We start from the raw sequence: 17,195 nt of genomic DNA on the forward strand, positions 1-17,195 counted from the left end.
AGATCCTGGGCGGCTCGGGCTACCTGGCGGAGTTCGGCATCGAGCGCTTCTACCGTGACGTGCGCCTGTTCCGCCTGTACGAGGGCACCACGCAGATCCAGCAGCTCATCATCGCGCGCAACATGGTGCGCGAGGCGCGCGGGGGCTGACTCACCCCAGCTTCAACCGCCCCTGCGCGTCAGCCACCAGCAGGTCCACCAGCTCCTGCGCGAAGGACGGCAGCGCCTCCAGGCTGCGCATGCAGATCTGCATCTCGCGCATCGACCAGGCGTCCGCCAGCGGCACGATGGCGATGTCCATCGCGTGCGCGTGGCGGCTGGCGGCCGACTCGGGCAGCACGCCCACGCCGACGCCCGATTCGATCATCCGGCAGGCGGTCTCGAAGTTGCCGACCTGGATGCGCTGCTTGATCGGCCGGTGCAGCTGGTCGCTGGCTTGGCGCAGGAAGGCGTGGATCGCGCTGGACTCGTGCAACCCCACGTGGTCCAGCTCGAGCGTCTCGGCGAACTCGACCTGCGCCTGCCCGTCCAGCGCGTGGCCGCGCGGCACCACCAGCACCAGGCGGTCGCGCCGGTAGGGCAAGGTCTCCAGGTTCTCGGTGCGCACCAGGCCGGCGACGATGCCGATGTCGGTCTGGCCTTCGGTCACGGCGCGCACGATGTCGTGCGAGAGGCGCTCGCGCAGGTCGATGTTCACGTCCGGGTTGCCGCGCAGGAAGTGCCGCAGCACCGGCGGCAGGTACTCGCTCAGCGACGTGGTGTTGGCGAACACCCGCACGTGGCCCTTGATGCCGCGCACGTACTCCTGCATGTCGCCGCGCAGGTGCTCGATCTGGCCGAGCACCGCCCGCGCATGCGTCACGAAGGCCTGGCCCGGCGGCGTGAGCGTCACGCCCTGGCTGGTGCGGTAGAGCAGCTTGGTGCCGATGCTCTCCTCGAGGTTCTTGATGCGGGTGCTGGCCGCGGGCAGCGAGATGAAGGACAGCTCCGCGCCGCGCGTCATGCTGTTGGCATCGGCGATGTGGACCATCAGGCGAAGGTCCACGAGGTCGAAGTGCATGGCCATCGGGCGCCGGTCACTCCGCCTTCATCACCGTCTCGCCCCGCAGCGGCCCGTGGTCGGCGCCGTTCAGGCCGCGCCGCTTCCAGCCGGCGTAGGTGCGGCGCCAGTTCGTCACCGAGATGAAGTAGTAGACGAGCTTGAACATGAACACCGAGCGGGCGAAGCCGGGCTTGGGCGCCAGGTCGGCCGCCAGCAGCGACAGCAGCCCGCGCTTGATGTTGAACACGTTGCGCGGGTGCATGAACATGTCGCGGATGGTCGGGTTGGTCACGCGGTAGATGAACCACGAGTACTTGCCCGGCACCTTGCGCATCATCTTCTCGTAGCGCGCCCGCACGGCCGGCAGCTCGGCCGGCCGGTCCAGCGCGGCGGCCACCACCTCGGCGCCCTCCAGGGCGCTGCGCATCGCCAGGTACACGCCGGTGGAGAACATCGGGTCGATGAAGGTGAAGGCATCGCCCACCATCAGGTAGCGCTCGCCGGTGGCGTGGCTGGCGGCGTACGAGAAGTTGCCGGTGGCATGCACCATGTCGTCGACCAGCTCGGCGTCCTTCAGGCGCTCCTGGAGCAGCGGCACCATCGCGATGGTGTCGAAGAAGAAGTCCTTCATCGGCTTGTCGCGGCCCTTGAGGTAGTACGACCAGCACACCGCGCCCACGCTGGTGGTGCCGTCGGCCAGGGGGATGAACCAGAACCAGCCGTGCTCGAACCAGCAGATGGTGATGTGGCCCTCCTGCCGGCCCTCCAGCCGCCGCGCGTTGCGGAAGTGGCCGAAGATGGCCGTGCTGTTGTGCTTCGGGTTCTTGTGCTTGGCCTTGAGCTTGTTGGCCAGCAGCGTGTCGCGGCCGCTGGCGTCGACCACGAAGCGCGTGCGCCAGGCGCGGCGGCTGCCGTCGTCCATCACGGCGCGCACGGTGGCGCCTTCGGCGTCGAAGTCCACCTCGCGCACCCGCGCGCCCTCCAGCGCGATGGCGCCCTCGCGCTGGGCGTGGCGGAACAGCAGCTCGTCCAGCTCGGAGCGGCGCACCTGCCAGGCCTCGCCCTTGCTCGGGTCCAGTCCCTCGCCGAACTCGACCACGCTGTTGTAGGGCAGGTCCGGCGGCACGAACTCGATGCCGTACTTCGGCATGCCAATGCGGTCCACCGCCTCGCGCACGCCGAGCCGGTCGAACAGCTCGCCGTTGCCGGGCAGCAGCGATTCGCCGATGTGAAAGCGCGGGTGATGGTCCTTTTCCAGCACCACCACCTGGCGGCCCTGCCGCGCCAGCATGGTGGCGATGGTCGAGCCGCCCGGCCCGCCGCCGATCACCAGCACATCACACTGTTGGACTTGCGCGTCTTCCTGTTCAGACAACATGGCACCTCGTTCGACACAATTGCTGCCGCGGCATTGTGCCCCCGCCGCCCGTCCATGCGCCCTGCCCGTTCCATGAGATTCGCTGAAGCCTTCCGCCGCCGGCTCGCCGCGGCGGCACTCGGCTGCCTCGGCGCCGCCGTGCACGCGGCGCCGCAGCCCCTGCTGCTGCTGACCGACCCCGCCGCCCTGCAGGCCGCCGAGCGCGAAGGCGCCGGCTTCGCGCGCTGGTTCGGCGTGGCGCCCGGCGCCGACGGCCTGCGCGACAACCTGGCGCTGGCCGCTTCGCGCGCGTGGAACGACCTGCGCCGCCCGCTGGCCGAGGCCGTGCACGCCACCGGCCGGGGCGATCCGCAGGCCGGCGTGGGCGTGGCGCGCTACACGCACCGGCTGTTCGACGTGCGCTGGCTGGAAAGCCCCGACGCCTACTTCGAGCTGGTGGGCGTCGCCAACCGCATGGACCGCCGCCCCTTCCAGGACGGCGCCTGCGGCGAGGCGCGCCTGGTCTACCGCCTCGCCTACCGCACGCCGGCCATGCAGTCGCGCCTGCCGATGACGCTGAGCGTGGAGCTGCGCGGCGACGCGCCGGACGCGGCCGGCAGCTGCGCCGCGGCGGCGCGACGCTGGACGCCGCCGCCCGGCCTCGCAGGGGCCGCCCTGGGCCGCTGGCTGCTCTCCGCTGACGGGCCGCTCGCGCCGCCGCGGCTGGCGCGCGAGCGCATCGCGCAGGTCGCGGTGAACCTGCAGAGCGTGCGCTGGCCCTCGGGCGTGCGGCCCGACCTGGGCGGCCATGCCGAATACGTGCTGCGCGCCTTCCGCTGGGACGCCGGCGCCGGCCGCTACGTGGCCGGGCCGCTGGAGAACACGCCCGACGTGAAGCGCCTGCGTGCGGATCCGGCCCTGCGCGCCGAACTGCTGCGCTGGCTCGGGCAGCCCGCGCAGCGGCAGGCCCTGGATGCGGGCACGCTGCGCATCCCCGAGCGCTTCCTCGCCACCGAGGTCCGCTCGGTCACGCCGCGCGGGCTGGCGCGGCTGGCCAACCGCCCCTTCGCGCAGGTCTTCCGGCCCGCGGAGTGGCAGGCCGTGCCGGGCTCGCGCACCCTCGGCTCGCCGGCCGCCGTGCTGCGCCGCCTCGACGACCTGAGTTGCGCGGGCTGCCACCAGAGCCGCGCCGTGGCCGGCTTCCACCTGCTCGGCGAGGATCGGCCCGGCCTCACCCGCGGCTTCACGGCCGGCAACGCGCTGGCGGTGGCGCATTCGCCCCACGTGCAGGACGAGCTGGCGCGCCGCGCCGTCTACCTGCGGCGCACGCTGGCCGAGGGCACGGCGGACGCCTTCCGGCCACCGGCCGAAGGCGGCGGCCCGCAAGGGGCGTTCGGCGCCGCCTGCGGCCTGGGCGATCCGGGCTTTGCCGGCTGGCGCTGTGCCAGCGGCCTGCGCTGCCAGGCCGAGGGCGGGCCCAGCCACGACGGCACCGTGGGCGTGTGCATGCCCGATACGCCGGCGGTGGGCGGCCTGTGCGAGCCGTCGCGCATCGCGCCGCGCGCCGACGCGCGCGAGGACCGCGCCCTGCTCTCGCTGCGCCGGTCCTGCGGCGCGGACGCGGTGTGCGAGCGCACGTCGGTGGGCTTTCCGGGCGGCATGTGCTCCGGCCGCTGCGAGCCGGGCGCGACCGACGGCGTGTGCGGCCGGATCGCCGTGCTCGACGACTTCAACCGCTGCCTGGCGCAGCGGCAGCCCTTCGCGCAGTGCCTGTCGCACACGCGCCCCGGGCAGTTGCGGCGCTGCTCGGCCACGCAGGCCTGCCGCGACGACTACGTGTGTGCGCAGTCAGGGGAAGACGCAGCGGGCGCCTGCATCCCGCCCTACTTCCTCTTCCAGATGCGGGTGGACGGCCACCCCTGACCAGGGTCGGACGGCGCTCAGCCGTTGTGCCGCTTGACCCAGGCGACGTACTTGTCGACCCAGGCCTGCAGGAACTTCTTCGTCGCCTCGTTGCCGATGTGGCCCTTGTCGTCGAACAGGTCGTCCTTGTTCTGGATGAAGGCCTCGGGCTGGCCCATCGTGGGCACGTCGAGGTAGGCCAGGATGTTGCGCAGGTGCTGCTGCGCCAGCGCCGTGCCGATGGCGCCGACCGACACGCCGATCACGCCCGCCGGCTTGCCGGCCCAGGCGCTCTGGCCGTAGGGGCGCGAACCCTGGTCGATGGCGTTCTTCAGCACGCCGGGGATCGAGCGGTTGTACTCGGGCGTGACGAACAGCAGGCCCTGCGCCTTGGCAATCTCGCCCTTGAACGCCTGCACCACCGCCGGCTGCTTGCCGTCCAGGTCCTGGTTGTACAGGGGCAGGTCGTCGATGCGCAGGTGCTCGAAGGTGAAGTCCTCGGGCGCCAGGTGCGCCAGCGCGAGGGCGAGCTTGCGGTTGAAGGACTCCTGGCGGATGCTGCCCACGAGGACGGCGATGCGGTACTGGCTCATGGCGGATTCAACTCCTGATCGGGTGGGAACGGAAAACCCCGCCAGCATCCGGGGCCCGGGGGCGGGCCGTCTGTCAGCCGGCGGCGCGGATGGAAGCTTCAGCAGTCGCCGGGGCGGCCGCCTTTGGCTTTCTGCAGGCTGGCCTGCGTGATGCTGGCGCCGGGCGGCACGTCGTCGGTGATCCACACGTTGCCGCCGATGGTGGCGCCCTTGCCCAGCGTCACGCGCCCGAGGATGGTGGCGCCGGCGTAGATCACCACGTCGTCCTCCACCACCGGGTGGCGCGGCAGGCCCTTCTGCAGGTTGCCGTCGGCGTCGGTCGGGAAGCGCTTGGCACCCAGCGTCACCTGCTGGTACAGGCGCACGCGCTGGCCGATCACGGCCGTCTCGCCGATCACGATGCCGGTGCCGTGGTCCATGAAGAAGCCGGGGCCGATGGTGGCGCCGGGGTGGATGTCGATGCCGGTCTGCGCATGCGCGCGCTCGGCCACCATGCGCGCCAGCAGCGTCAGGCCCAGCTCGTACAGCGGGTGCGCGATGCGGTGGTGGATCATCGCCTGCACGCCGGGGTAGCACAGCAGCACCTCGTCCACGCTGCGCGCGGCGGGGTCGCCCTGGTAGGCGGCCATCACGTCGGTGTCGAGCAGCGTGCGCACGGCCGGCAGCCGGGCCGCGAACTCGCGCACGCGGCGCGCGGCCTCCTCCTCGATCTGCGCCGGGTCCACGGTCTCGTGGCGCCGCTCGTGCCGCAGTTCCAGCACGGCCTGCGTGTGCAACTGGTGGAGCACGGTGTCGAGGGTGTGGGCGACGTAGAAGTCCTCGCTCTCCTGGCGCAGGTCGGACGGGCCGAGCCGCATCGGGAACAGGGCGCCGGTCAGCGCCTCGACCATGCCGGCCACCACCTCCCGGGAGGGAAGCTGCCGCTCCCCTTCCGTCAGCGCCCGCTGCTGCGAGTGCCGCCACCCGTGGCGCACCTCGCGCAGCGCCGCCACGATCTCGTCGACTTGGAATTTGCTCATGCGGGAATTGTCCATCGGCGTGGGGGCGCGAGCATCGCACGCTTTGCGAACCCCTGCCGGCGGTCAGGCCGCCACCCCCTCGGCGGCCGAGGGCCGGCGCCGCGCCGTGGCGGCGCAGCCCACCGAGGCGCCCATCACCAGCGCGATCGCCAGCCACTGCGTGAAACTCAGCCGCTCGCCCAGCAGGCCCAGCGCCAGCAGCGCGGCTACGGCGGGCTCCATGCTGATCATGATGCCGAAGGCCTCCTTGGGCAGGCGCTTGAGCGCGACCATCTCGAGCGAGATCGGGATCGCGCTGGAGATGGCCGCCACGCACAGGCCCACCAGCAGCACGCCCGGCGCCAGCAGCGCGGCGCCCGCATGCGCCACGCCCACCGGCAACACCACCAGCGCCGCCACGCTCAGGCCCAGCGCCACCGAATGGCCCGCATGCAGGTGGCCCAGCCGCTTGCCGAACACGATGTACAGCCCCCAGCAGGTGGCCGCCGCCAGCGCCCACAGTACGCCCACCGGGTCGAGCGTGCTGCCGCCCAGCCCCTGCCCGACCGGCAGCAGCAGCGACAGGCCCGCGGCGGCCAGCGCCACCCAGACGAAATCGAGCGCGCGGCGCGACGAGAGCACCGCCACCGTGAGCGGCCCCGCGAACTCGATCGCCACCGCCAGGCCGAAGGGGATGGTGCGCAGCGCCATGTAGAAGCTGAGGTTCATCAGCCCCAGCGTGGCGCCGTACAGCACGACGGCCCGCGCGTCGCCGCGCCGCAGCGGCCAGCGCCAGGGCCGCCAGATCGCGAGGAGCAGCAGTGCCGAGAAGCCCACGCGCAAGGCGGTGGTGCCCTGCGCACCGACGGCCGGGAACAGCGCGTGCTTGGCCCAGGAGGTGCCCAGGCCCAGCGCCGTGACGGCGCCCAGCACGGCCAGGAAGGGGATCAGTGCGGCCGGTGCGCGGCCGGGGTGGGAGGACATCGGGTGAAGTATCGCCCGCGGCGCTCGGGCCGCAGGGCCCTGCGCCACGTCACCCGGTGAAGCACAATGCGCCGACCACGCGGTGTCCGCGCCGCGCCTGGTCACCGACGTTCAAGCAGCCGCCCCGGCGCGGCTTTCCGGATGAGGACTACGACATGCAGAAAACCAAGCCACTCGCCCTGGCCGCAGCGGCCTTCGCCCTTGCCGGCCTCCTGGCCCCGGCAGGCGCCCATGCCGGCAAGACGCTGGACGCCGTCAAGCAGCGCGGCAGCGTCAAGTGCGGCGTCACCAACGGCGTGGCCGGCTTCTCCGCGCCCGACACCCAGGGCCGCTGGTCGGGGCTGGACGTGGACAGTTGCCGCGCCATCGCCGCCGCCGTGCTGGGCGACCCGCAGAAGGTCGAGTTCGTGCCGCTGAACGCGCAGCAGCGCTTCGCCGCGCTGCAGGCCGGCGAGATCGACATCCTGGCGCGCAACACCACGTGGAACCTCACGCGCGACGCCTCGCTGGGCGTGTCCTTCACCACCATCAACTACTACGACGGCCAGGGCTTCCTGGTGCCCAAGAAGCTGAAGATCAGCAGCGCCAAGCAACTCAAGGGCGCGACCATCTGCACCCAGTCCGGCACCACCAACGAGAAGAACGTGGCCGAGTGGTCCAAAGCCCAGGGCCTGCCGGTCAAGACGGTGGTCTTCGAGAGCTTCGAGGCCTCGTTCAAGGCCTTCTTCTCCGGCCGCTGCCAGGCCTTCACCACCGACACCTCGGCGCTGGCCGGGCTGCGCAACAAGGAAGCGCCCAACCCCGACGACTACGTGATCCTGCCCGAGCTGATCTCCAAGGAGCCCCTGGCGCCGGCCGTCAAGCGTGGCGACGACGAATGGTTCGCCATCGCCAAATGGGTGCCCAACGCGCTGATCGAGGCCGAGGAACTGGGCATCACCCAGGCCAACGTCGACCAGCTCCGCGCCGACAGCAAGGACCCGGCCCAGCAGCGCCTGCTGGGCACCGGCGACGACCTCGGCAAGCTGCTGGGCCTGGACAAGGACTGGTCCTTCCGCGCGATCAAGGCCGTCGGCAACTACGGCGAGATGTTCGAGCGCAACGTCGGTGCCAAGTCCGCACTCAAGCTGCCCCGCGGCGCCAACAACCTCTGGAACAAGGGCGGCCTGCTCTACGCCTTGCCGGTGAAGTGAGCCCCCGGGGCGCCGTCAGCCGCGTGCCGGCCGCGCTGTGGGTGCTGCTGGCGGCTGCCGCGTCGGCGGCGGCGCTGTGGCTGCTGCGGGGCGTGCCCGGCCTGGAGGCGCCGAGGGACTGGCTGCAGGCGCACTTCGGTTTTCTGGAACAGCCGGCCGGCTTCGGCATCTCGGAGGGCTGGCTCGACTTCGACTCCGGCCACTCCTATGCGCGCGCCTTCGCCACGGGGGTGACGAACACGCTGCGCGCCGCCGTGCCGGCCGCCCTGCTGGCCGTGGCCCTGGGCACGATGCTGGGCATCGGCCGCCTCGCGCCGCACCTGCTGGTGCGCGCCGTCTGCACCGCGTACGTCGAGACGCTGCGCAACGTGCCCCTGCTGGTGCAGTTGCTGATGCTGTACTTCGCGCTCACGCACCTGCTGCCCGATGCCGACGCGCCGCTGCGCATCGGCCCCGACGTGTGGCTGGACAAGGGCGGCCTGGCGATGCCCTGGCCCATGTGGGACGGCGGCTGGTGGCCCACCGGGCTCGACCGGCCGGAGCGGACCGCCTTCGGCGTCGCCGGCGGGGCCGCGCTGAGCCCGGAATACCTGGCGATCACGCTGGGCCTGGGCCTGTACAGCGCGGCCTTCGTGGCCGAGATCGTGCGGGCGGGCATCCAGTCCGTGTCGGCCGGCCAGAAGCTCGCGGCCCAGGCGCTGGGCATGCGCGGCGGCCAGCAACTGCGCCTGGTCGTGCTGCCGCAGGCGCTGCGCCTGATCGTGCCGGCGCTGACCAACCAGTTGCTGAGCCTGACCAAGAACTCCTCGCTGGCGGTGGCCGTGGGCTACCCCGAGGTGGTGTCGGTGGCCAACACCTCGCTGAACGCCACCGGCCGCGCCTTCGAATGCCTTGCCATCGTGATGGCGGTGTACCTGCTGCTGTCGCTGCTGACCTCGGCCGCGATGGGCATCTACAACGCGCGCGTGGCGCTGCGGGGCTGGCAGTGAGCGCAACGCCCTGGCGCACCGAGCTGTTCGGCTCGCCGCTGCGGGCCCTGGTCTCGCTGGTGCTGGCCGCGCTGCTCGGCTGGGCCCTGTGGCACGCGCTGGACTGGGCGCTGCTGCGGGCCGTGTTCCAGCCAGACGCCCAGGCCTGCCGCGCGTCCGCGCACGGCGCCTGCTGGGGCGTGGTCGCGGAGAAATGGCGGCCGCTCCTGTTCGGCCGCTACCCCTATGCCGAGCAGTGGCGGCCGGCGCTGGCGGTCACCCTCCTCTCGGCCGCCACGCTGGCCAGCGCCTGGCCGTCCTGCTGGCGCTGGTGGCTGGCCCCGCTGTGGGCCGCCGCGCTGGCGGCGTGCATCGTGCTGATGCGCGGCGGCGTGGCCGGGCTGAGCGTCGTCCCCACGAGCCAGTGGGGCGGGCTGCCGCTGACGATCGCTCTGGCCGTGGTCGGCCTGGCGCTGGCCTTTCCGCTGGCCTTGGTGCTGGCGCTGGCGCGCCGTTCCACCTGGCCGGCGGCACGAGCGCTGGCCGCGGGCTACGTGGAACTGGTGCGAGGGGTGCCGCTGATCACGGTGCTGTTCATGGCCTCGTACCTGGTGCCGCTGCTGTGGCCCACCGGCCATCGGCCGGACGTGCTGCTGCGCGTGCTGGCCGGCCTGGCGCTGTTCGTCGCGGCCTACCTCGCCGAGATCATCCGCGGCGGGCTGCAGGCGGTGCCGCGCGGCCAGGTCGAGGCGGCCACGGCGCTGGGCTTCGGCCGCTGGGCGGTGCAGCGCGACATCGTGCTGCCGCAGGCGCTGCGCATGGTGGTGCCTGCGCTGACCAACAGCGTGGTCGGCACGCTCAAGGACACCTCCCTCGTCACCGTGGTCGGCCTGTTCGAGCTGACCGGCGCGCTCGGCCTGGCGCTGGGCGGCGACCCCGTCTGGCGGCCCTTCTACCTGGAGGGCTACCTGTTCATCGCGCTGATCTACTGGTGCCTGTGCTTCGGCCTGTCGCGCTACAGCCGCTGGCTGGAGCGGCGGCTGCGGGCGGCAGAGGGCTGAAGCGGCTTCCTCGGCGCGCCGCGTCACAGCTTGGCGATCGACACCTCCGTGGACTTGACCAGCGCCACCACGTCCGAGCCGATCTTCAGCTGAAGCTCGTCCACCGAGCGGGTGGTGATGACCGAGGTGACGATGCCCCAGGGCGTCTCGACATCGACCTCGGAGACGACGTCGCCGCGGATGATCTCGCGCACCTTGCCCTTGAACTGGTTGCGCACGTTGATGGCCTGGATGGACATGGAAGACTCCTGTGAGAAAGAAAGGGTTGAAACGATCAGATGGCCCAGCGCACACCGTGGGCCGGCACGGCCGGCCAGCCGCCGGCGGCCTCCTCCGCCGCCGGCTTCTGCAGCACGCGGTCGAGGATGCGTTTCTCCAGCGCGGCGAAGGCGGCCTCGCCGTGCGAGCGCGGGCGCGGCAGGTCCACCCGCACGTCCAGCGCGATGCGGCCGTCCTCGATCAGGATCACGCGGTCGGCCAGCGCCACCGCCTCCTGCACGTCGTGCGTGACCAGCAGCGCCGTGAAGCGGTGGCGCTGCCACAGCCGTTCGATCAGCCGGTGCATCTCGATGCGGGTGAGCGCATCGAGCGCGCCCAGCGGCTCGTCCAGCAGCAGCAGGTGCGGGTGGTGCACCAGAGCGCGCGCCAGCGCCACGCGCTGGCGCTGGCCACCCGAGAGGCGCGCCGGCCACTCGTTCTCGCGTTCGGCCAGGCCGACCTGCGCCAGCACCTCGCGCCCGCGCGGCCGCGCCTGCGGCGCCAGGCCCAGGGTCACGTTGTCGAGCACCCGGCGCCAGGGCAGCAGGCGCGCCTCCTGGAACATGATGCGGGTGTCGTCGTGCAGGCCCTCGACCGCGCGGCCGTCGATGGCCAGGCGCCCGGACGAGGCCGGCTCCAGCCCCGCCACCAGCCGCAGCAGCGTGCTCTTGCCGCAGCCGCTGCGGCCCACGATGGCGATGAACTCGCCGGGCTCGGCGTGCAGCGTCAGTTGGCGCAGCACCTCGCGCGCGCCGTAGCGCTTGCCGAGCTGGACGGCGTCCAGCGCCACGCCGGGCCGCGCGGTCTCGATCACTTCTTCGGGCAGTGCGCTCATGGCTCAGGCTCCTGGGGGCTTGTAGAGATCGACGTCGAGCGCGTCGACGCGACGAGGCAGCAGCTTCTCGGCCAGGAAGGCATCGGCGATGCGCTGCTGCTCCGACAGCCGCTCGCGCGTGGCCTCGCGCACCGCGTAACTGCGCCGGCTGTTGGCCTGCTCGACGATGGCCGCGTCCAGTCCCCAGAAGGGCGCCAGCAGCGCTGCTGCCTCCTTCGGATGGGCCTTCACCCAGCGGCCGGTCTTCTCCAGTTCGGCGTACAGCACGCCGAGCACCTCCGGGTGCGCCCTGGCGAAGCCGGTGCCGGCAAGGTAGTAGCGCTGGTACGAGGCCAGCCCCGTGCCGTCGGCCAGCACCCGCGCGCCGGACTGGCGCTGCGCGGCCGCGAGGAACGGGTCCCACACCACCCAGGCGTCGATGGCGCCACGCTCGAAGGCGGCCCGGCCGTCGGCCGGCGCCAGGTAGGCCGGCTCGATGTCCCGGAACGACAGCCCGGCCTGGTCCAGCGCCGCGATCAGCAGGTAGTGCACGCCGGCCGCCTTGGCGAAGCCGACGCGGCGGCCCTTCAGGTCGGCCACGCTGCGCAGCGGCGAATCGGCCCGCACCAGGATGGCCTGCGCCGACGGCGAAGGCGCCTCCTGCGCCACGAAGGTCAGCCGCGCGCCGGCCGCCTGCGCGAACACGGGCACGGTGTCGGCCACGTCGGCGCTCAGGTCGATGTTGTCCAGGTTGAGCGCTTCCAGCAGCGGCAGCCCGCTGGTGAACTCGTGCCAGCTCGGCGCCAGCCCCAGCGGCGCGAAGGCCCGCTCCAGCGCGCCCTGCAGCTTGAGCACGGCGATCAGCGTGGAGGACTTCTGGTAGCCGATGCGCACGGCGGCCGGCCGCGCCTGCGCCAGCGCGCCGCCGGCGGCCAGCGAGGCGAGCGCCGCCAGCGCGGTGCGGCGGCCGGGCATGAAGGGGGAAGAAGAAAAAGTCTTCATGGCCGTGCTCACTTCTGATATCCGGGGTGCCAGCGCAGCCACCAGTGCTCCAGCGCCCGCGCCAGCAGGTCGGCCAGCTTGCCCAGCAGCGCATACAGCAGGATGCCCACCAGCACCACGTCGGTCTGCAGGAACTCGCGCGCGTTCATCGTCAGGTAGCCGATGCCCGACTGCGCCGAGATCGTCTCGGCCACGATCAGGATCACCCACATCAGCCCGAGCGAGAAGCGCAGCCCCACGAGGATGGATGACAGCGCGCCGGGCAGGATCACCTGCCGGTAGAGCTGCCAGCGCGTCAGGCCGTAGGTGCGGCCCATCTCGATGAGCTGCGGATCGACGTTGCGGATGCCGTGGAAGGTGTTCAGGTAGATCGGGAAGAACACCGACACGGCGATCAGGAAGAGCTTGGCCGACTCGTCGATGCCGAACCACAGGATCACCAGCGGGATCAGCGCCAGCGCCGGGATGTTGCGCACCATCTGCAGGGTCGAGTCCAGCAGCGTCTCGAAGAACCTCACCGAGCCGGTGAGCAGCCCCAGCGCGAGGCCCAGGCCGCCGCCGATGGCCAGCCCCAGCAGCGCGCGGCCGGCGCTGACCTTCACGTGCGTCCACAGCTCGCCCGAGGCCGTGAGCTGCCAGGCCGCCTTGACCACGTCCACCGGCGCCGGCAGCACCCGCGTCGAGAGCCAGCCCAGCGTGGACGCCGCCTGCCACGCCACCAGCAGCGCCAGGGGCAGCAGCCAAGGCAGCAGGCGCACGCCCACGCCGGCCGCGAAGCCGCGCAGCGCCACCGCGGATGGCCGCAGCACCGGCGCGGCGGGAAGGGATCCGACCTGTTCCGTCATGCGCCCTCCTCAGCTCTGCGACAGCAGCCGCGAGGGCGCGTCCACGTTGGCCACCACCTCGCCGAAGGGGCCGGTGAGCGAGCCGCCGCCCAGGCGCTCGCGCACCTGCCGCGGCAGCAGCGGGAACACCAGCTCGGCGAAGCGGTAGGCCTCCTCCAGGTGCGGGTAGCCCGAGAGGATGAAGGCGTCGATGCCCAGCGCCGCGTACTCGCCAATGCGCTCGGCCACCTGCCGCGGATCGCCGACCAGCGCAGTGCCCGCGCCGCCGCGCACCAGCCCGACGCCGGCCCACAGGTTGGGGCTGATCTCCAGCGCCTCGCGGCTGCGGCTGGCGCCCTTGCGGTGCAGCGCGGCCATGCGGCGCTGGCCTTCGGAGTCCATGCGCGCGAAGGCCTCCTGCGCGCGCAGCACGGTGGCGTCGTCCACCCGGCTGATCAGCGCGTCGGCGGCGCGCCAGGCTTCCTCTTCCGTCTCGCGCACGATCACGTGCAGGCGGATGCCGAACTCGACGCGGCGGCCCTTGCGCTCGGCGCGGGCGCGCACGTCGGCCAGCTTCTTCGCCACCTCGTCGGGCGTCTCGCCCCAGGTCAGGTAGCGCTCCACCTGCTCGGCGGCCAGCTCGTGCGCGGCCTCGGACGAGCCGCCGAACCACACCGGCGGATGCGGGCGCTGGACCGGCGGGAAGAGCAGCTTCGCGCCCTTGACCTGCAGGTGTTCGCCGTCGTAGTCGAAGCCCTGCCCTTCGTGGCTGCGCGCGATGAGCTCGCGCCAGATGCGGATGAACTCCGCCGACTGTTCGTAGCGCGCCGCGTGGTCGAGGAACACGCCGTCGCCCTCCAGCTCCGCGCGGTCGCCGCCGGTGACCAGGTTGACCAGCAGGCGTCCGCCGGAAAGCCGGTCGAAGGTGGCGGCCATGCGCGCCGCCAGCGCCGGCTGGTGCAGCCCCGGCCGCACCGCGACCAGGAACTTCAGCCGCTTCGTCGCGCCGATCAGGCTGGAGGCGACGATCCACGGGTCCTCGCACGAGCGGCCGGTGGGAATCAGCACGCCCTCGTAGCCGAGTGCGTCGGCCGCGCCGGCCACCTGCTGCAGGTAGGCCAGGTCGACGGCGCGCGCGCCCTCGGCGCTGCCGAGGTAGCGGCTGTCGCCGTGTGTGGGAAGGAACCAGAACACCTGGACGGTCATGTGGGACACCTCGCTCACCAGGAATGCGCCAGCACGGGCGCGGGACGGATGGGCTGCACGGCGGCGCTCAGCCGCCGGCGCAGGGTGCGTGCCGGCACGTAGCCGTGCGGCGCGCGGCGCGCCAGCGCATGGGCCGAGGGCAGGCGCACGCTCCACGCCACCGCCGTCACGCCGAGGACCCGCAGCGCCTGCTGCGACAGGGAAGGAGCCGGGCGGTCGATCGAAGCCATGCCCTGCTCCTCAGGCCAGGCCGGCCGGCGCCGCGTCCAGCACGTCGATGCGCTTCGGGATCAGCTTGAGCGCGAGGAAGGTGTCGGCCACCTGCTGCTGTTCGGCCAGGATCGCGCGGGTGACGGGGCCGGTGCCGAACTGCGTGCGGCCGGTGGACAGGTCCACCACCGGCTTGGGGATGCCCCACAGCGCCGACAGCTCGGTGGCCAGCGCGTCGCGGTTCGCCTTGCCCCACTGGTCGACCTTGTCGATCTCCTCGATCAGCATGCGGATCACGTCGGCGTTGCGGTTGGCGTAGTTCAGCGAAGAGAAGTAGTAGGCCCGGTTGCCCACCACGCCCGTGGCGTCGGCGAGCACGCGCGCGCCCAGCGTCTTCTCGGCCGCGGCGAGGAAGGGGTCCCAGATCACCCAGGCGTCGATCGAGCCCTTCTCGAACGCGGCGCGCGCGTCGGCCGGCGGCAGGTACACCAGTTGCAGGTCGCCGTAGGCCAGGCCGTGCTTCTCGAACAGCTTGACGATGAAGTAGTGGACGTTGCTGCCCTTGTTGAGCGCGATGCGCTTGCCCTTGAGGTCGGTGACCGAGCGGATGGCCGAACCTTCCGGCACCAGCACCGCCTCCGACTGCGGGCGCGGCACCGTGGCCGCCACGTAGGCCAGCGGCGCGCCGGCGGCCTGCGCGAAGATGGGCGGCGCCTCGCCCACGTCGCCGAAGTCGATGGAACCGACGTTCAGCGCCTCCAGCTGCACCGGGCCGGCGGTGAACTCGGTCCAGCTCAGCTTCACGCCCAGCGGCGCCAGGCGCTGCGCCAGCGTGCCGCGGCCCTTGAGCAGGCTCAGGTAGCCCTTCTGGTGGCCGATGCGCAGTTCGCGCGTGGCGCCCTGCGCGAAGGCCGGCAAGGGCAGCGCCGCGGCCGAGGCCTGCAGCAGGCGGCGGCGGGTGAGCGGATGGGATGGCGTCGTCATGGTCCTGTCGCTCCTCGTTCAGGGCTGGGCGGCCAGCACGGCGTCGCTGACCTTGATGGGCCTGGGGATCAGCCTGAGTTCATGGAAGGTGTCGGCAATGCGCTGCTGGCCGGCCGCCACTTCGCCGGTGATCGGCTTGACGTTGAACTCGTAGCGGCGCAGCGCCAGTTCCACCACCTCCGTCGGCAGGCCCTGCAGCGGCGCGATGATGGCCGCGGCCTGGGCGATGTTCTTCTTGAGCCAGATGCCCTGCTCCACCGAGTCCTCGAACAGCGCCTGGATCACCTTCGGGTGCTTCTGCGCATAGCCGCGCTCGGCCAGGTAGAACTGGTAGTTGTTCACCACGTCGGGCGTGCCCGGCGCGGCCGTTCCATCCGCCAGCACGCGCGCGCCGATGCTCTTCTCGGCGGCCGCCTGGAACGGGTCCCAGATCACCCACGCGTCCACCGCCCGGCTCTCGAAGGCGGCGCGGCCATCGGCCGGCGCCAGGTACACGGGCTGGATGTCGCCGAACTTCAGGCCGTGCTTCTCCAGTTGGCGCACCAGCAGGTAGTGCACGTTGCTGCCCTTGTTGAGCGCGACCTTGCGGCCCTTGAGTTCGGCCACCGAACGGATGGGCGAGTCCTTGGGCACGAGGATGGCCTCGGCGCGCGGCGCCGCCGGGTCGTAGCCGATGTAGACGAACTTCGCGCCGGCCGCCTGGGCGAAGATGGGCGGCGCCTCGCCGACGTAGCCCACGTCCACGGCGCCCACGTTCAGCCCTTCCAGCAACTGCGGACCGGCCGGGAACTCGACCCACTTCACGCGGGTGCCCAGCGGCGCCAGCTTCTTCTCCAGCGTGCCCTGCGCCTTCTGCAGCACGAACAGGCTCGCGGACTTCTGGTAGCCGATGCGCAGCTCCGGCGCGGCCTGCTGCGCATGCGCCGGCGCCGCGGCCAGGAAGGAGGTGACGAGCGCGATGGCCGTCACCACGAGGATGCCGATGGCCACGTCCAGCAGCGTCTGCCAGCGGGTGCGCGGGCGGGCCGAGGGGAAGGCGTCGGTCAGGAGCGGAGGCAGGTCGTTCATGGCGTGTGTGTCTGCAAAGTCGGATCGAGGGCGCGCGGCAACCCATGCCGCCGGTGGCGGCCGCGTCGCGCGAAGGAGGAGGAAGGCGAAGGAGACGGCGCAGGGGCCGGCGTCGTCAGACGCTACATCGCACGCTGGCGAAGGGCACCGGCGCGAAGCCGGGCCCGGCCGGCATTCGCGGGTGCTGCAGCAGGCCTTCGGCGGCCAGCGCCTGCACCGCGTCGGCCAGGCGGCCGGCCAGTTCGGCCTGCAGCTGGTACGCGCCCTCGGGCGTCAGCGCCACCTGCGCGTCGCTGGCATAGACGCCGGGCAGGATGTGCCGCGCCCCCAGCGACTGCAGCACCGGGCGCAGCGCATAGTCCAGCGCCAGCATGTGGTGCGGGCTGCCGCCGGTGGCCAGCGGCAGCACCGCCTTGCCCTTGAGCGCGCCGTGCGGCAGCAGGTCGAGGAAGGCCTTGAGCAGCCCGCTGTAGGCCGCCTTGTAGACCGGCGTGGCGACCACCACCGCCGGCGCGGCGGCCAGCGCGTCCACGGCCCGCGAGATGGCGGGCTGCGAGACGTCGGCCGCCAGCAGCGCGCCCGCAGGCAGCTCGCGCACCGCCAGCGGCAGCGTCTCGATGTCGCGCCGCGCCAGGCGGGCGGCCACCTCATCGAGCAGCGCGGTGGAGCGCGAGGGCGCCGAGGGGCTGCCGGCGATCAACAGGACGGGAGGCATCGGTGCGCGGCAGCCTA

General features: G+C 72.4%; 19 protein-coding genes. 5 read left to right on the forward strand and 14 right to left on the reverse strand.

Annotated features, from left to right (window positions below):
- Positions 1-149: acyl-CoA dehydrogenase family protein (locus tag ACIY1X_RS16000; protein ID WP_399682264.1), on the forward strand; the 149-nt coding region annotated here is incomplete at its 5' end.
- A 1-nt stretch (position 150) separates the two neighbouring features.
- On the opposite strand, the gene ACIY1X_RS16005 is transcribed toward ACIY1X_RS16000, so the two are convergent.
- Together ACIY1X_RS16005 and ACIY1X_RS16010 are read right to left on the reverse strand one after the other, a co-directional pair.
- Complete coding sequence (locus tag ACIY1X_RS16005; RefSeq protein WP_399682225.1) at positions 151-1,065, reverse strand: LysR substrate-binding domain-containing protein; 915 nt, start codon at positions 1,063-1,065, stop codon at positions 151-153.
- Between the two features lie 10 nt (positions 1,066-1,075).
- Positions 1,076-2,419 (reverse strand): NAD(P)/FAD-dependent oxidoreductase, encoded by a 1,344-nt coding sequence (locus ACIY1X_RS16010; RefSeq protein WP_399682228.1) that lies wholly within the window; start codon positions 2,417-2,419, stop codon positions 1,076-1,078.
- A 72-nt stretch (positions 2,420-2,491) separates the two neighbouring features.
- Here ACIY1X_RS16010 and ACIY1X_RS16015 point away from each other — a divergent pair, with 72 nt between their 5' ends.
- On the forward strand, positions 2,492-4,321 hold the full coding sequence (locus ACIY1X_RS16015; protein WP_399682231.1) for a hypothetical protein: 1,830 nt from the start codon (positions 2,492-2,494) through the stop codon (positions 4,319-4,321).
- 17 nt (positions 4,322-4,338) lie between these two features.
- Here ACIY1X_RS16015 and ACIY1X_RS16020 read toward each other — a convergent pair whose 3' ends face one another.
- The 3 genes from ACIY1X_RS16020 to ACIY1X_RS16030 all read right to left on the reverse strand — a co-directional run bounded on the left by ACIY1X_RS16020 (position 4,339) and on the right by ACIY1X_RS16030 (position 6,875).
- Entirely contained in the window at positions 4,339-4,893 is a 555-nt protein-coding gene (locus ACIY1X_RS16020) for an NADPH-dependent FMN reductase (protein ID WP_399682234.1), read from the reverse strand.
- A gap of 98 nt (positions 4,894-4,991) precedes the next feature.
- Positions 4,992-5,912 (reverse strand): serine O-acetyltransferase EpsC, encoded by a 921-nt coding sequence (gene epsC / locus ACIY1X_RS16025; protein ID WP_399682237.1) that lies wholly within the window; start codon positions 5,910-5,912, stop codon positions 4,992-4,994.
- A gap of 63 nt (positions 5,913-5,975) precedes the next feature.
- A complete protein-coding gene (locus ACIY1X_RS16030) occupies positions 5,976-6,875 on the reverse strand; it encodes an EamA family transporter (RefSeq protein WP_399682239.1) in 900 nt (299 codons plus the stop codon).
- 155 nt (positions 6,876-7,030) lie between these two features.
- On the opposite strand from ACIY1X_RS16030, the gene ACIY1X_RS16035 reads away from it, so the two are divergent.
- The 3 genes from ACIY1X_RS16035 to ACIY1X_RS16045 are packed head-to-tail and all read left to right on the forward strand — an operon-like array spanning position 7,031 to position 10,097.
- A complete protein-coding gene (locus ACIY1X_RS16035; RefSeq protein ID WP_038217331.1) occupies positions 7,031-8,068 on the forward strand; it encodes an amino acid ABC transporter substrate-binding protein in 1,038 nt (345 codons plus the stop codon).
- The gene (locus ACIY1X_RS16040; RefSeq protein ID WP_399682241.1) at positions 8,065-9,057 is read left to right on the forward strand and encodes an ABC transporter permease subunit; all 993 of its coding nucleotides are present in this window, start codon (positions 8,065-8,067) and stop codon (positions 9,055-9,057) included. The genes ACIY1X_RS16035 and ACIY1X_RS16040 overlap by 4 nt, the downstream gene beginning before the upstream one ends.
- Positions 9,054-10,097, forward strand: coding sequence for an amino acid ABC transporter permease (locus ACIY1X_RS16045; protein ID WP_399682243.1), 1,044 nt, complete (start codon positions 9,054-9,056; stop codon positions 10,095-10,097). Before ACIY1X_RS16040 ends, ACIY1X_RS16045 begins: the two co-directional genes overlap by 4 nt.
- A gap of 23 nt (positions 10,098-10,120) precedes the next feature.
- Here ACIY1X_RS16045 and ACIY1X_RS16050 read toward each other — a convergent pair whose 3' ends face one another.
- From ACIY1X_RS16050 to ssuE, 9 genes are all read right to left on the reverse strand, one after another.
- A complete protein-coding gene (locus tag ACIY1X_RS16050; RefSeq protein ID WP_038216298.1) occupies positions 10,121-10,336 on the reverse strand; it encodes a molybdopterin-binding protein in 216 nt (71 codons plus the stop codon).
- A gap of 35 nt (positions 10,337-10,371) precedes the next feature.
- Complete coding sequence (locus ACIY1X_RS16055; protein ID WP_399682247.1) at positions 10,372-11,190, reverse strand: ATP-binding cassette domain-containing protein; 819 nt, start codon at positions 11,188-11,190, stop codon at positions 10,372-10,374.
- Positions 11,191-11,193: 3 nt separating this feature from the next.
- Positions 11,194-12,171, reverse strand: coding sequence for an aliphatic sulfonate ABC transporter substrate-binding protein (locus tag ACIY1X_RS16060; RefSeq protein WP_399682249.1), 978 nt, complete (start codon positions 12,169-12,171; stop codon positions 11,194-11,196).
- Positions 12,172-12,179: 8 nt separating this feature from the next.
- On the reverse strand, positions 12,180-13,016 hold the full coding sequence (ssuC, locus tag ACIY1X_RS16065; RefSeq protein WP_399682252.1) for an aliphatic sulfonate ABC transporter permease SsuC: 837 nt from the start codon (positions 13,014-13,016) through the stop codon (positions 12,180-12,182).
- Positions 13,017-13,025: 9 nt separating this feature from the next.
- Positions 13,026-14,201 (reverse strand): FMNH2-dependent alkanesulfonate monooxygenase, encoded by a 1,176-nt coding sequence (ssuD, locus tag ACIY1X_RS16070; protein ID WP_399682267.1) that lies wholly within the window; start codon positions 14,199-14,201, stop codon positions 13,026-13,028.
- A gap of 14 nt (positions 14,202-14,215) precedes the next feature.
- Positions 14,216-14,431: a hypothetical protein gene (locus ACIY1X_RS16075; RefSeq protein ID WP_399682256.1), complete on the reverse strand. Its 216-nt coding sequence runs from the start codon at positions 14,429-14,431 to the stop codon at positions 14,216-14,218.
- Between the two features lie 10 nt (positions 14,432-14,441).
- On the reverse strand, positions 14,442-15,395 hold the full coding sequence (locus ACIY1X_RS16080; RefSeq protein WP_399682259.1) for a sulfonate ABC transporter substrate-binding protein: 954 nt from the start codon (positions 15,393-15,395) through the stop codon (positions 14,442-14,444).
- An 18-nt stretch (positions 15,396-15,413) separates the two neighbouring features.
- The gene (locus ACIY1X_RS16085) at positions 15,414-16,463 is read right to left on the reverse strand and encodes a sulfonate ABC transporter substrate-binding protein (protein WP_399682262.1); all 1,050 of its coding nucleotides are present in this window, start codon (positions 16,461-16,463) and stop codon (positions 15,414-15,416) included.
- Between the two features lie 115 nt (positions 16,464-16,578).
- Positions 16,579-17,178, reverse strand: a complete 600-nt coding sequence (gene ssuE, locus ACIY1X_RS16090; protein WP_399682270.1) for an NADPH-dependent FMN reductase — start codon at positions 17,176-17,178, stop codon at positions 16,579-16,581.
- Positions 17,179-17,195: the final 17 nt, after the last annotated feature.

The sequence above is a fragment of the Xenophilus sp. genome (genome assembly GCF_044462705.1).
Lineage (GTDB): Bacteria > Pseudomonadota > Gammaproteobacteria > Burkholderiales > Burkholderiaceae_C > Xenophilus > Xenophilus azovorans.

Bases quoted from the DNA above. Each gene is read 5' to 3' on its own strand.
- ACIY1X_RS16005 (WP_399682225.1), bottom strand. From the start codon at position 1,065: ATGGCCATGCACTTCGACCTCGTGGACCTTCGCCTGATGGTCCACATC.
- ACIY1X_RS16010 (WP_399682228.1), bottom strand. From the start codon at position 2,419: ATGTTGTCTGAACAGGAAGACGCGCAAGTCCAACAGTGTGATGTGCTG.
- ACIY1X_RS16015 (WP_399682231.1), top strand. From the start codon at position 2,492: ATGAGATTCGCTGAAGCCTTCCGCCGCCGGCTCGCCGCGGCGGCACTC.
- ACIY1X_RS16020 (WP_399682234.1), bottom strand. From the start codon at position 4,893: ATGAGCCAGTACCGCATCGCCGTCCTCGTGGGCAGCATCCGCCAGGAG.
- epsC (WP_399682237.1), bottom strand. From the start codon at position 5,912: ATGAGCAAATTCCAAGTCGACGAGATCGTGGCGGCGCTGCGCGAGGTG.
- ACIY1X_RS16030 (WP_399682239.1), bottom strand. From the start codon at position 6,875: ATGTCCTCCCACCCCGGCCGCGCACCGGCCGCACTGATCCCCTTCCTG.
- ACIY1X_RS16035 (WP_038217331.1), top strand. From the start codon at position 7,031: ATGCAGAAAACCAAGCCACTCGCCCTGGCCGCAGCGGCCTTCGCCCTT.
- ACIY1X_RS16050 (WP_038216298.1), bottom strand. From the start codon at position 10,336: ATGTCCATCCAGGCCATCAACGTGCGCAACCAGTTCAAGGGCAAGGTG.
- ACIY1X_RS16055 (WP_399682247.1), bottom strand. From the start codon at position 11,190: ATGAGCGCACTGCCCGAAGAAGTGATCGAGACCGCGCGGCCCGGCGTG.
- ACIY1X_RS16060 (WP_399682249.1), bottom strand. From the start codon at position 12,171: ATGAAGACTTTTTCTTCTTCCCCCTTCATGCCCGGCCGCCGCACCGCG.
- ssuC (WP_399682252.1), bottom strand. From the start codon at position 13,016: ATGACGGAACAGGTCGGATCCCTTCCCGCCGCGCCGGTGCTGCGGCCA.
- ssuD (WP_399682267.1), bottom strand. From the start codon at position 14,201: ATGACCGTCCAGGTGTTCTGGTTCCTTCCCACACACGGCGACAGCCGC.
- ACIY1X_RS16075 (WP_399682256.1), bottom strand. From the start codon at position 14,431: ATGGCTTCGATCGACCGCCCGGCTCCTTCCCTGTCGCAGCAGGCGCTG.
- ACIY1X_RS16080 (WP_399682259.1), bottom strand. From the start codon at position 15,395: ATGACGACGCCATCCCATCCGCTCACCCGCCGCCGCCTGCTGCAGGCC.
- ACIY1X_RS16085 (WP_399682262.1), bottom strand. From the start codon at position 16,463: ATGAACGACCTGCCTCCGCTCCTGACCGACGCCTTCCCCTCGGCCCGC.
- ssuE (WP_399682270.1), bottom strand. From the start codon at position 17,178: ATGCCTCCCGTCCTGTTGATCGCCGGCAGCCCCTCGGCGCCCTCGCGC.